14 protein-coding genes and 1 other annotated feature are annotated in these 13,061 nt (G+C 51.3%); all 14 genes read right to left on the bottom strand.

Going from position 1 to position 13,061, the window contains the following annotated elements; translation table 11 throughout:
• Positions 1-22: 22 nt before the first annotated feature.
• The 14 genes from selO to thrS all read right to left on the bottom strand — a co-directional run bounded on the left by selO (position 23) and on the right by thrS (position 12,836).
• A complete protein-coding gene (gene selO / locus ACLJQJ_RS05325; RefSeq protein WP_063809621.1) occupies positions 23-1,465 on the bottom strand; it encodes a protein adenylyltransferase SelO in 1,443 nt (480 codons plus the stop codon).
• Between the two features lie 61 nt (positions 1,466-1,526).
• Complete coding sequence (gene ydiV / locus ACLJQJ_RS05320) at positions 1,527-2,240, bottom strand: anti-FlhDC factor YdiV (protein ID WP_000562006.1); 714 nt, start codon at positions 2,238-2,240, stop codon at positions 1,527-1,529.
• 313 nt (positions 2,241-2,553) lie between these two features.
• Positions 2,554-3,018, bottom strand: coding sequence for a C40 family peptidase (locus tag ACLJQJ_RS05315; protein ID WP_001213256.1), 465 nt, complete (start codon positions 3,016-3,018; stop codon positions 2,554-2,556).
• 76 nt (positions 3,019-3,094) lie between these two features.
• Positions 3,095-3,844, bottom strand: a complete 750-nt coding sequence (gene btuD, locus ACLJQJ_RS05310) for a vitamin B12 ABC transporter ATP-binding protein BtuD (RefSeq protein WP_000080607.1) — start codon at positions 3,842-3,844, stop codon at positions 3,095-3,097.
• Positions 3,844-4,395, bottom strand: coding sequence for a glutathione peroxidase (locus ACLJQJ_RS05305; RefSeq protein ID WP_063809620.1), 552 nt, complete (start codon positions 4,393-4,395; stop codon positions 3,844-3,846). The genes btuD and ACLJQJ_RS05305 overlap by 1 nt, the downstream gene beginning before the upstream one ends.
• 91 nt (positions 4,396-4,486) lie before the next feature.
• The gene (gene btuC / locus ACLJQJ_RS05300; protein WP_000954982.1) at positions 4,487-5,467 is read right to left on the bottom strand and encodes a vitamin B12 ABC transporter permease BtuC; all 981 of its coding nucleotides are present in this window, start codon (positions 5,465-5,467) and stop codon (positions 4,487-4,489) included.
• 202 nt (positions 5,468-5,669) lie between these two features.
• Positions 5,670-5,969: an integration host factor subunit alpha gene (gene ihfA / locus ACLJQJ_RS05295; protein ID WP_001229266.1), complete on the bottom strand. Its 300-nt coding sequence runs from the start codon at positions 5,967-5,969 to the stop codon at positions 5,670-5,672.
• Positions 5,970-5,973: 4 nt separating this feature from the next.
• Positions 5,974-8,361: a phenylalanine--tRNA ligase subunit beta gene (pheT, locus tag ACLJQJ_RS05290; protein WP_063809619.1), complete on the bottom strand. Its 2,388-nt coding sequence runs from the start codon at positions 8,359-8,361 to the stop codon at positions 5,974-5,976.
• Positions 8,362-8,376: 15 nt separating this feature from the next.
• Positions 8,377-9,360, bottom strand: a complete 984-nt coding sequence (gene pheS, locus ACLJQJ_RS05285) for a phenylalanine--tRNA ligase subunit alpha (protein WP_063809618.1) — start codon at positions 9,358-9,360, stop codon at positions 8,377-8,379.
• Positions 9,361-9,422: 62 nt separating this feature from the next.
• Positions 9,423-9,546: a sequence feature (Phe leader region), on the bottom strand.
• Positions 9,497-9,541, bottom strand: coding sequence for a pheST operon leader peptide PheM (gene pheM, locus ACLJQJ_RS05280; protein WP_001386830.1), 45 nt, complete (start codon positions 9,539-9,541; stop codon positions 9,497-9,499). (Overlaps the previous feature by 45 nt.)
• A 115-nt stretch (positions 9,547-9,661) precedes the next feature.
• Positions 9,662-10,018: a 50S ribosomal protein L20 gene (gene rplT / locus ACLJQJ_RS05275; protein WP_000124850.1), complete on the bottom strand. Its 357-nt coding sequence runs from the start codon at positions 10,016-10,018 to the stop codon at positions 9,662-9,664.
• A gap of 50 nt (positions 10,019-10,068) precedes the next feature.
• Positions 10,069-10,266, bottom strand: coding sequence for a 50S ribosomal protein L35 (gene rpmI, locus ACLJQJ_RS05270; RefSeq protein ID WP_001124225.1), 198 nt, complete (start codon positions 10,264-10,266; stop codon positions 10,069-10,071).
• Between the two features lie 95 nt (positions 10,267-10,361).
• Positions 10,362-10,904 (bottom strand): translation initiation factor IF-3, encoded by a 543-nt coding sequence (gene infC / locus ACLJQJ_RS05265; RefSeq protein WP_001574431.1) that lies wholly within the window; start codon positions 10,902-10,904, stop codon positions 10,362-10,364.
• A 3-nt stretch (positions 10,905-10,907) separates the two neighbouring features.
• Positions 10,908-12,836, bottom strand: a complete 1,929-nt coding sequence (thrS, locus tag ACLJQJ_RS05260; protein ID WP_001144226.1) for a threonine--tRNA ligase — start codon at positions 12,834-12,836, stop codon at positions 10,908-10,910.
• Between the last annotated feature and the right edge of the window lie 225 nt (positions 12,837-13,061).

Here is a 13,061-nt window from a genome sequence, read left to right as displayed (position 1 = left end):
AGACGATGCTGCTGGCGTCAGGCTAACTTGAACAACTGACCTCCAGCCGCTTTCCCCACTCCGGCGGTCGGCTGGCATAGTCATCATCTCGATCGGTAAAAGGTTGACGTAAAACTTCATGCAACCGATGCAGTTCCGCCATGTCTCCTTGTTCAGCCGCATCTATCGCGCGTTGCGCCAGCCAGTTGCGCAACACAATCGCAGGATTCACGCGTTGCATCTGCTGCTGGCGCAGCGCGTCATCCACCGCCTCTGTGCGCAATCGCGCCCGGTAGTGGTCGAACCAGGCATCGAACGCCGCGCGATCGATAAACGTATCCCGCAACGGCGAGGAAGCGCTCTGTTGCTCCGTATGGCTTAACATCCGAAATGTACGGGTATAATCACTCCCTTCGCGCGCCATCAGACTAAACAATTCATTCAGTAAAGCGTTATCGTCTTTTTGCTCGGTAAAGAAACCCAGCTTCTGGCGCATTCGCTGCCCATAGTGCGTTAACAACGCGTCCTGGTAACGATCCAGCGCTCTGTTTAACGCGTCGATCTCAATAAAAGGGGTTAACGTCTGCGCCAGACGTTGTAAATTCCACAGCGCCACCGACGGTTGATTATCGAAGCGGTAACGTCCCTGATGATCGGAATGGTTACCAATGAAGCCGGGATCGTAGTCATCGAGAAAACCAAAGGGGCCATAGTCGATGGTCAGCCCCAGAATCGACATGTTATCCGTATTCATAACGCCGTGCGAAAAACCGACGGTTTGCCACTCGGCGATGAGTCTTCCGGTACGCGCCGCCACCTCTTCAAACCACAAAGCATATTTTTCCGGGACATCCTGCCATTGCGGCCAGTAATGACGAATAGCGAAATCAGCCAGTTGCTGAACTTTTTCCGGCTCACGGCGGTAGTAGAAATGTTCGAAATGACCAAAACGCATATGACTTTGTGCCAGACGCATTAACATCGCGCCCGTTTCCTGCGTCTCTCGCTGAACCGGCGTATCGCTGGCTACGATAGATAACGCGCGCGTAGTGGGAATACCCAGATAATGCATGGCTTCGCTGGCAAGACTTTCTCGTATGGTTGAACGCAGGACGGCGCGTCCATCCCCCATTCGCGAATAGGGTGTTAATCCGGCGCCTTTCAGATGCCAGTCGAGCGTCGAGCCATCCGCCAGGAGCTGTTCGCCCAGCAAAATACCGCGTCCGTCGCCGAGTTGCCCCGCCCAGACGCCGAACTGATGCCCGCTATATACCTGCGCGACAGGCGACATACCGGGTAATAAGGTTTCGCCGCCCCAAACGCCAGCGCCATTGGTAGCGTCAAATAACGAAGCGGGAATGGCTAACTGCTGCGCCAGTTCGTCGTTATACCAAATCAGTCGCGCATTTTTTAACGGTGTGGGTAAAAGCGCGGTATACGTTGCTGGCAATTCATCGCGCCAACGGGCAGTAAAAGACAGGGTCATAGGGCCTCCTGTCTCCAGTGTAGACGGTTAATCACCGGTTAAACACCGGCCAACAGAAAGGTTATCGCTGAACGAGTTTAATGAGCTGGCTTACCGGCACCGAAGGCCATAGTCCGCCCTGGAATGCGCTAAACCCCAATGGCGCTGCGCGCGCAAACATCGCCTCAGTATCAATACCGGCAATCATCAGCGACTCGCAGCTGGAGGAGATCTGGGCAACAATAGCGTGCATGAATGGTTCGAATGAGATCATTTCAGCTCGCTGCTGAATAAAATTTTTATCCAACATGACTCGTTTGAAAAGCCCATCGAAAATAGCTTTAGTCGACGCCTCGCCTGCGCCAAAATTTGCCAGCATTAATGGGAAATGCATTGCCAGATTAGCTAACGTTTCATTGTTTTTGCCCTGGTTTAACCCAGGATAATTCTCATTTATAGCTAATTCAAGAAACGGAAAGCGCGCTGCCCGGGAAAAAAGTTCGCTATCTAATAATAATAAGTCACTAATTGCAGGCGGTAAATTAAGCCATGCAATAAGTTTATGCTGAATAAAAAAGTGCTGACAGGTTTCTAACAACGCCAGTTTTTCAACAAACAGACAGTATTGTTCCTCCACCGAAAGGCGAGGCGCTACCAACTCAGTCGGCATCCGCACGGCGCCGTCTTCAGCGGCAAACGTTGCAATAATCTCCAAACCAACAAGCCGAGCGTTTTCATCCATGACGGGAAGGAAAAAGAGTTCGGAATGGTAAAGCTCATCAAGTGAAGCAATCATTACGCCAGTCCCATGGTTAGGGCGCTATTCGCCATCCAGTCACTACGGACGGAAACAGACGTAACTTCAGATACTAATTGAAGCGTCATCATTTTTCTTGTTTACCGGTGAACCGGTTCCTTTTTTTAACTTACTCTGATTATAAACCAATATTCAATCTTGTACTTTTAACAGGGCGTGAACACGCCCGTTTTTAATAAAAGTACGTTTGTAAATGCTACGGTTATATCATTATATATGATGACAACAGATGTCATAAGTTCAACCGGCGATATGTTAAAAATAGACTATAAAATTTATATCGTCTGCGAGGTTAAATTCGCCGTGCCTGCCAGAAGTTTTTTCGCCAGTACACATTATCCAGCGATGAACGCATCACGCCACGACTGGTAGAGGCATGAATAAACTCATTATTTGTATCGTAAATACCAACATGTAAACCACTTTCGCCCGAACCGGTTTTAAAGAAAACCAAATCTCCGGGCAGCAATTCATCTTTATCGATTCTGGTGCCGATTTTTGATTGTTCACGCGTATCACGAGGCAACTGCAAATCAAACTTGTCGCGCATAGTGACTACCACAAAGCCGGAACAGTCCACGCCTCTGCGACTCATGCCGCCGTAACGGTATGGCGTACCGCGCCAGGACTGCAACTGATCGTTCAGACCCGCAATGACGGTAATGGAGTCTGATAATCTGGCATTTGGCGCCGGTGCCCGATGAGTACTGCATCCTGCCAGGAACAATGCTGTGATAACAAGAAGCCAAAAACGCATGCCGCAACAATCCTCTGTTTTTATTTTGGTATTAATTTAGCGTCGAAATTACCTGCTTTTCAAGAAACGATTTTACTTAAGTGGCCGAAATGAGCATTGGATGCCCCTCGACGTCGAGTCGTCGAAAGCGCAGACCGTAGGCTTGCGCCAGATAAGAGGGGGTGAGCACCTCTTCCCGGCGGCCGCAGGCAATGAGTTTACCGCGCTTTAGTAACCAGGCTTTATGCGCATGGCGCAGCGTGTGGTTCAGATCGTGGCTACTCATCACAATCGCAATTCCTGCCTGACATAAATGATGTAATACCCGATCCAGAGCGTTTTGTTGCGCAACATCGAGACTGTTCATCGGCTCATCAAGCAGCAATAATTGACCGACCGGATTAGCGTCGGGATGAATTTGTAGTACAACGGCAGCAAGGCGAACACGCTGCCACTCGCCACCGGAAAGCTGATTCACGCTTCGCCCCAGTTTGTCGCCCAATCCAAGCATATCGGCCACCTCGTTAAGCTGCCCGGTTCGCGTTTTATCAGGTTGATGCAATGTCAGGTAATGCCAGACCGGCATGGCGAACGGCGGATTTTGCTGTTGCGCAAGATAAGCGCGGTGTTGGGCAAGCGTTGCCGTCGCCCATGCCTCCAGCGGCGCTCCGCCAAACCTGATGCTCCCCTCGCCGGAGGTTAACCCCGCCATACGCGCCAGTAGCGTGCTTTTCCCGGCACCGTTCGGCCCGACAAGATGAAGGATCTCTCCTGCGCTTACTTCGCCGGAAAGCGGCCCCAGGCGGGTGCTCTCGGCGACATCCTTTAATTGCATCAATTGAGACATTATTTTGCCAACGCGATTTTTATGCTTTCCATCACAATAGGATCTTCAGGCGTCATATCCGGCGAAAAACGCTGTACCACCTGACCATCCCGGCCTACCAAAAATTTTTCAAAATTCCACAGAATATCATCCGGATAGAGTGGCGTACGCCCTTTGCTTACCATCCGTTCGTAAAAGCCGCTCTTCTCCGGCGCGACTGCCGTTGGCGCAGCGGCTATCAGTTTTTGATACAGCGGATGGCGCGTGTCGCCATTCACATCAATTTTGCTGAACATCGGGAACGTGACGCCCCAGGTGCTGGCGCAATAGGTTTTAATCTCCTCTTCGCTGCCTGGCTCCTGCCCCATAAACTGGTTGCAGGGAAAACCCAACACGACAAACCCCTGATCTGCCCACGCCTTCTGGATATTTTCCAACTGTTCATATTGCGGCGTCAGGCCACATCTGGAGGCGACGTTTACAATGAGCAGCACTTTTCCGGCGTATTTTTCAAGTGTAGTAACCTCTCCATCAATCGTCGTAACGTGAGTATTAAGAAGCGAGTTTTGCATGGTGTCTCCCTGATGTCGGTAGAATAGCGGGTTTCATCGTTAGCCTTTAATCATAGACTGCGAATGATGAAAGCAGTTGTTTACCGATGCGCTAACGCGCGGATTTGAGTAGCAGCCAGATAAACACTGGTGCCCCCAATGTGGCGGTGACCACCCCGATAGGCAGTTCAGCCGACGCCAGCGCCAGTCGGGCGACCACATCAGCCAATAGCAGGGCGATAGCCCCGGCCAGCGCGCAGCCGGGAAGTAAAACCCGGTGATCGGTTAAACCACATAAGCGCAGGATGTGCGGAATAACCAGACCGATAAAACCAATCGCCCCCGCCATCGCCACGCTGACGCCCACCATCCAGCCGGTGGCGATGACCAACAAATTGCGCCAGAACCACAGCGGCAGGCCAAGCTGCCGCGCCGAGGTTTCCCCTAGCGCCAGCATATTCAGCGGTTGCGACTGGCAACATATCCAGATCAGTACCGGGATGAGCGCAATCATTAGCCAGCTCTGCTGCCAGTCAACGCCGCCAAATCCTCCCATCATCCAGTACATTAATTGCCGCAGATCGAAAGAGGTGGAAAAATAGATAGCCCACGTCATCAGCGCGCTACAGATAATGCCTAGCGCGACGCCCGCCAACAACAAGCGGCTGGTAGAAAGATGGCGACGCGCAAAACGCAGCAGGATTAACGTAATAATGAGCGCGCCGGCTATAGCGCACAGCCCCAGCGCCCATCCTGGCAGTTGCCCCTGCCCCAGTAAGACGGCGGCAATAAGCCCAACACCGGCCCCATTCGAAACGCCGAGCAGGCCCGGTTCAGCAAGTGGATTTTCAAACAGCGCCTGCATCACGGCGCCAGATAGCGCCAGCGCAGCGCCAACCAGCAATACCGCAAGCGTGCGGGGAAGGCGAATTTGCCAGACAAACAGTTCCCCCCGGGCGCTTAACCAGTCACCGGGGGCAATCCACTGTTCGCCTGCGCATAAGCTCAGAAGTGTAGCCAGTAGCACCAGCAGTGACAGGCTCAGAAGCCAGCGAACGTTTCGTCGCTGTTGTTGGCGGGCAAAAGTCAGCATGTTATCCATTCAGCTGAAAAGAGGTAGCGTGATTTTACGGTGGGTATCCTTTACTTGAAAGAAAAAAGGCCGCAATGCGGCCTTTTTAGTTATACGGGTCATCTTTCAGGCTGACAGATACGCTGTCATCCCGCTGATCTACTTTCGGGATGGCAGCGTATCTGCCGCAATACACCCTGATGGATGTTATGCCTGGATCTGATTACTCTTCTTTGGGCGAAGCGTTTTCGACCCGGCTCTTTAACTTCTGCCCGGGTCTGAAGGTCACCACGCGCCGTGCTGTAATAGGAATATCTTCACCCGTTTTCGGGTTACGCCCCGGACGTTGATTTTTATCACGCAGATCGAAGTTACCAAAACCAGAGAGTTTCACCTGCTCACCGTTTTCCAGAGCACGACGGATCTCTTCGAAAAACAGTTCAACCAGTTCTTTGGCATCCCGCTTGCTAAGCCCAAGCTTATCAAACAGATATTCTGACATTTCAGCTTTTGTAAGCGCCATAGGTTCAATCCCTCAATGATGCCTGGAATCGCTCTTTTAATGCCTCTACACATTTGGCGACGGTAGCGGCAATCTCCTCTTCTTCGAGTGTACGGTTGGTATCCTGAAGGATCAGGCTGATAGCGAGGCTCTTATAACCCTCCGCAACACCCTTACCGCGGTACACGTCAAATAAGTTTACGCCAACTACCTGATTTACGCCAACTTTCTTACATTCGGATAAAATATCCGCTGCGGGAACGTTTTCTGCAACAACAACCGCAATATCGCGACGGTTGGCCGGGAAGCGTGAAATCTCCCGCGCCTGCGGCACGATACGGTCTGCGAGCTTATTCCATTCCAGTTCAAACACCAGCGTACGACCATTCAGATCCAGTTTACGTTCCAGTTCAGGGTGAACAACCCCAATAAAACCAATATGTTCATCTTTCAGATAAATCGCCGCAGACTGTCCCGGATGCAGAGCCGGATTCATCTCCGCCTTAAACTGGATATCACCCAGTTTGCCGGTTAAATCCAGTACTGCTTCCAGATCGCCTTTCAAATCATAGAAATCAACGGTCTCTTTTGCCAGGTTCCAGTGCTCATCATAGCGGTTACCGCAAATCACGCCAGCCAGCATCAGATCCTGTCGAATACCCAGATTGGCTTGTGTATCCGGAACGAAACGTAAACCGGTTTCAAAAATACGCACGCGATTCTGCTGACGGTTTTGGTTATAGACCACCGTCGCCAACAATCCGCTCCACAGAGACAGACGCATCGCCGACATCTCAACGGAGATAGGGTTTGGCAGCAGCAGCGCTTCTGCGCCTGGATGGATGAGCTGTTGTACTTTAGGATCGACAAAGCTATAGGTAATCACTTCCTGATAGCCTTTGTCGTTCAGCATGGTTTTAACCCGCTTCAACGACAGATCGGCTTCACGGTGCGTCCCCATGATTAAACCGGCCTGGATTGGCTCGTCCGGAATATTGTTATAGCCGTAAACGCGGGCCACCTCTTCCACCAGATCTTCTTCAATTTCCATATCGAAACGCCAGGTCGGCGCTACGGCTTTCCACTCGTCCTGCCCTTCGGTCACTTCACAGCCCAGACGACGCAGAATATCACTGACCTGCTCATCCGCAATATGATGCCCGATCAGGCGATCCAGTTTACTGCGACGCAGCGTAATGGTGGCGCGTTTCGGCAACGTTGCTTCGTTGCTCACATCAATTATCGGACCCGCATCACCGCCACAGATATCAAGAAGCAGACGAGTAGCGCGCTCTATCGCTTTATATTGCAGCGCCGGGTCCACCCCGCGCTCGTAGCGGTGAGACGCATCGGTATGCAGACCGTGGCGGCGAGCGCGACCGGTGATAGACAGCGGATTAAAGTACGCACACTCCAGCAGCACATTTTGCGTTTCGCCGTTCACGCCGGAATGTTCGCCGCCAAAAATACCGGCTATCCCCAGCGCCTTATGGTGATCGGCGATCACCAGCGTGTCCGCATTTAACGTCGCTTCGCTACCGTCCAGCAGGACGACGGTTTCACCCTCTTTTGCCATCCGCACGACAATACCGCCATCAATGCGATCTTTATCGAAAGCATGCATTGGCTGACCCAGTTCGAGCAGCACATAGTTCGTGACGTCAACCACCGCATCGATGGAGCGAATACCGCAGCGACGCAGTTTCTCTTTCATCCACAGCGGCGTCGGCGCGTTAACATTGATGCCTTTTACCACCCGGCCCAGATAGCGTGGACACGCATCAGCGGCCTCTACTGTAATCGGCAGCGTATCGCTGATAGTTGCCGTAACCGGCGCCATTTCAGGCTCCTGGAGCGGCGCTTTGTTCAGTACCGCCACATCACGCGCAACGCCGATGATACCTAAGCAATCCGCACGGTTCGGCGTGACGCTAATTTCGATGGTATTGTCGTCAAGCTTCAGGTATTCACGGATATCGGTACCCAGCGGCGCATCCGCCGGCAGTTCGATAATGCCGCTGTGATCGTCGGAAATCCCCAGTTCGGAGAAGGAGCACAGCATCCCTTCAGACGGTTCGCCGCGCAGTTTCGCCGCTTTAATTTTGAAATCGCCCGGCAGAATAGCGCCAATGGTGGCCACCGCTACTTTCAGCCCCTGACGACAGTTTGGCGCGCCGCAGACGATATCCAACAGGCGTTCTCCGCCAACGTTGACTTTCGTTACACGCAATTTGTCAGCGTTCGGATGCTGGGCGCACTCAACCACTTCCCCAACCACAACGCCATTGAAGCTTCCCGCGACCGGCTCAACGCCGTCTACTTCCAGGCCAGCCATCGTAATCTGGTTAGCCAACGCATCGCTATCAATTGCCGGGTTAACCCACTCGCGTAACCACAGTTCGCTGAATTTCATTGTTTTATCCTGCCTTTATTTAAACTGTTTAAGGAAACGCAGATCGTTTTCGAAGAATGAACGCAGGTCGGTGACGCCGTAACGCAACATGGTCAGGCGTTCCATCCCCATACCAAAAGCGAAGCCAGAATAGATTTCCGGATCGATACCGACATTACGCAGCACATTCGGATGCACCATCCCGCAGCCCAGCACCTCCAGCCATTTACCGTTTTTACCCATCACATCCACTTCCGCAGAAGGTTCGGTAAACGGAAAATAAGAAGGACGGAAGCGAATCTGCAGATCCTCCTCAAAGAAATTACGCAGGAAGTCGTGCAGCGTACCTTTGAGGTTGGTGAAGCTGATGTTGGTATCAACAATCAGACCTTCCATCTGATGGAACATCGGAGTATGCGTCTGGTCGTAGTCATTACGGTATACACGGCCCGGCGCAATAATACGGATCGGCGGTTGCTGCGCTTTCATCGTCCGGATCTGGACGCCAGACGTCTGGGTCCGCAGCAGACGGGTCGCGTCAAACCAGAAGGTATCATGATCGGCGCGGGCCGGATGATGACCCGGAATGTTTAACGCATCGAAGTTATGGTAGTCATCTTCGATTTCCGGGCCAGTAGCCACGGTAAAACCAAGCTCGCCGAAGAAACTTTCAATACGGTCAATGGTACGCGTGACCGGATGCAGACCGCCGTTCTCAATACGGCGCCCCGGCAGGGAGATATCGATGGTTTCAGCGGCCAGACGGGCGTTAAGCGCTGCGCTTTCCAGCTCGGCTTTACGCCCGTTAAGAGCCTGTTGTACCTGCTCTTTCGCGGCGTTAATGACTGCCCCGGCTGCCGGACGCTCTTCCGGCGGCAGATCGCGTAGGGTCGTCATCTGAAGGGTTAAATGCCCTTTCTTGCCCAAATATTCGACGCGTACATTGTCTAACGCGGCAACATCTGACGCCTGGTTAATGGCGGCCGCTGCATTGGCAACCAGCTCTGCGAGATGTGACATGGTTTTCCTCATTGTGTCGGTGAAGACACCGGTTCATTGGACGTAATCTCTCGATTTCAGATACAAAAAAAGCCTCCATCAGGAGGCTTTTTTGCGCTGTTTTTCGTTTCGTTTTTCACGCGCTAGCCTCCTGGGATCAGGTGCTAAAGTAAAAAAAGAAACGGAAAATAGCAGCGTTCATGCTTGCGTTACCTTATGTGGTAAAACCGAATATCCTTTATTGAAAAGGGTTACAGGTCAATTGTCAACTCACTGAACAGTAAATAAAAGAGAGGGAGCCAGGCTCCCTCTTTTCACTGGCTTATGCCAGAGCTGCTTTCGCTTTTTCAACCAGCGCGGTGAACGCGACTTTGTCGAATACGGCGATATCAGCCAGGATCTTACGGTCGATTTCAACAGAGGCTTTTTTCAGGCCGTTGATGAATTTGCTGTAAGAAATACCGTTCTGACGTGCTGCTGCGTTGATACGCGCAATCCACAGTTGACGGAACTGACGCTTACGTTGACGACGGTCACGGTAAGCATACTGACCAGCTTTGATAACTGCCTGGAAGGCAACGCGGTATACGCGAGAACGCGCACCGTAGTAGCCTTTGGCTTGTTTCAAAATTTTCTTGTGACGTGCGCGTGCAATTACACCACGTTTTACGCGAGCCATATGTGCTCTCCTGTATCTATTCTAATTAAAAAGTTAAAAACGTTAACGGCTTATGCGTACGGCAGGCACGCGATAACCAGGCCCAGATCGCCTTTAGAAACCATGGCTTTCGGACGCAGGTGACGTTTACGTTTAGTCGCTTTTTTGGTCAGAATGTGACGCAGGTTAGCGTGCTTGTGCTTAAAACCACCTTTACCGGTTTTTTTGAAGCGCTTAGCAGCACCGCGTACGGTCTTAATTTTTGGCATTTTAATAACTTCCACTTCGCATTGTTAATAAACGAAACATAGGCGAACAAAACCTGTGAAGCCCGAAGGCTTCACAGAATTGTTACTTGAAGGCCTTACTGTTTCTTCTTAGGAGCAAGCACCATGATCATCTGACGGCCTTCGATCTTCGTTGGGAAGGATTCGACCACTGCCAGTTCTTGCAAATCGTCTTTCACGCGATTAAGCACTTCCATACCGATTTGCTGGTGGGCCATTTCACGACCGCGGAAACGCAGCGTGATTTTGGCCTTATCGCCCTCTTCGAGAAAGCGAATCAGGCTGCGGAGTTTTACCTGATAGTCGCCTTCATCTGTCCCAGGACGGAATTTAATTTCCTTCACCTGGATAACTTTTTGCTTTTTCTTCTGTTCCTTAGAAGACTTACTCTTTTCATAGAGGAATTTGCCGTAATCCATTATACGACAAACCGGCGGCTCGGCGTTAGGGCTGATTTCGACTAAGTCTACTCCGGCTTCTTCAGCTTTTTCCAGAGCTTCTCTCAGACTCACAATACCAAGCTGCTCGCCTTCCAGACCTGTTAAGCGAACTTCTTGCGCGCGAATTTCGCTATTAATACGATTCGGACGCGCCGTTTGAACTCGTTTTCCGCCTTTAATACTTTATTCCTCCAGTTGTTGAAGACTGCGGCTGCGAATCTCTTGTTGCAGCTTCTCAATCACGTCATTTACGTCCAGACTGCCCAGGTCTTTACCGCGGCGGGTGCGAACGGCAACTTTGCCTGCTTCCACCTCTTTATCACCACAGACCAACATATAAGGGACACGACGTAAAGTGTGCTCGCGGATTTTAAAGCCAATCTTCTCATTTCTCAAGTCTGCTTTTACACGAATGCCCGCATTTTGTAGTTTCTGCGTCAATTCGTTAACGTATTCAGACTGCGAATCGGTAATATTCATCACGACTACCTGAACAGGCGCGAGCCATGTCGGGAAGAAACCAGCGAACTCTTCGGTCAGGATACCGATGAAGCGTTCCATCGACCCAAGAATCGCACGGTGAATCATTACCGGCACCTTACGCTCGTTGTCTTCGCCTACATAGGAGGCGCTCAGACGAGACGGTAAGGAGAAGTCCAGCTGTACTGTACCGCACTGCCATGCACGATCGAGGCAGTCATATAAGGTAAATTCAATTTTCGGACCGTAGAATGCGCCTTCACCCAGTTGATACTCAAACGGGATATTATTTTCTTCCAGCGCAACCGCCAGATCCGCCTCAGCACGATCCCACATCTCATCGCTGCCGATACGCTTGTCAGGACGAGTGGAAAGCTTGACGACGATCTTCTCGAAGCCAAAGGTGCTGTACATATCGTAGACCATACGAATACAAGCGTTAACTTCATCGCGGATCTGCTCTTCGGTGCAGAAGATATGCGCATCATCCTGCGTAAAGCCGCGTACGCGCATCAGACCATGCAGCGCGCCTGATGGCTCGTTACGGTGGCAGCTACCGAATTCCGCCATACGCAGCGGCAAATCACGATAGGATTTCAGACCCTGGTTAAAGATCTGAACGTGGCCCGGGCAGTTCATCGGCTTGATGCAATATTCGCGGTTTTCTGAGGATGTGGTGAACATCGCATCTTTATAGTTGTCCCAGTGCCCGGTTTTTTCCCACAGCACACGGTCCATCATGAACGGGCCTTTAACTTCTTGATACTGGTACTCTTTGAGTTTAGAACGAACAAAGACCTCCAGCTCGCGGAAGATAGTCCAGCCGTCGTTATGCCAGAACACCATGCCCGGCGCTTCTTCCTGCATATGATACAGGTCGAGCTGCTTACCAATTTTACGGTGGTCGCGTTTTGCGGCCTCTTCCAGGCGCTGCAGATAAGCGTTCAGGGCTTTTTTATCTGCCCATGCCGTACCGTAAATACGCTGCAACATCTTATTATTGCTGTCACCGCGCCAGTATGCGCCGGCAGTTTTCATCAGTTTAAAGTGATGGCAGAAACGCATATTCGGCACGTGCGGACCACGACACATGTCGACATATTCTTCATGATGGTACAAGCCTGGCTTGTCATCATGAGCAATGTTTTCATCAAGAATGGAAACTTTGTAGCTTTCACCACGCTTCACGAAGGTTTCACGCGCTTCGTGCCAGCTGACTTTCTTCTTGATAACGTCGTAATTTTTCTCGGCGAGCTCATGCATCCGCTTTTCGAGCGCTTCGACATCTTCCTGAGTTAGCGTGCGGTCAAGATCAACGTCATAGTAAAAACCGTTGTCGACAACCGGGCCGATCGCCATTTTCGTGTGCGGCCAAAGTTGCTTGATAGCGTGACCTAACAGATGCGCGCAAGAGTGACGAATGATCTCCAGACCCTCTTCATCTTTTGCGGTGATGATGGAAAGCGTCGCATCATTTTCAATCAGATCGGAAGCATCAACCAGCTCGCCATTCACACGGCCCGCAATGGTGGCTTTCGCCAGGCCAGGACCAATGTCCAGAGCAACATCCATCGGGCTTACAGGGTGGTCATAATGGCGTTGGCTGCCATCAGGAAGAGTAATAACAGGCATGTAATATCCTTATTTGCAGTGGTGACCCATACGCAAGATCACATACAAAGAGAAAATGAATTTATTGACAGTGAGTTGTGTATCCATCTAGCCAACCATTGCTAAATTGGCGCACAACCTTCGACACAGACGAAAATCGCTATTTTCGTCCGGCATGACGATGGTAACACTAAAAAAAGGGAGATTGCATCACTCTGTAGCAAATCAAGGCCCTTGACAGAGTTT

It is taken from the genome of Salmonella sp. SAL04202 (genome assembly GCF_046550775.1).
Classification (GTDB): domain Bacteria; phylum Pseudomonadota; class Gammaproteobacteria; order Enterobacterales; family Enterobacteriaceae; genus Salmonella; species Salmonella enterica.
This window is presented reverse-complemented; position numbering and strand designations above follow the sequence as displayed.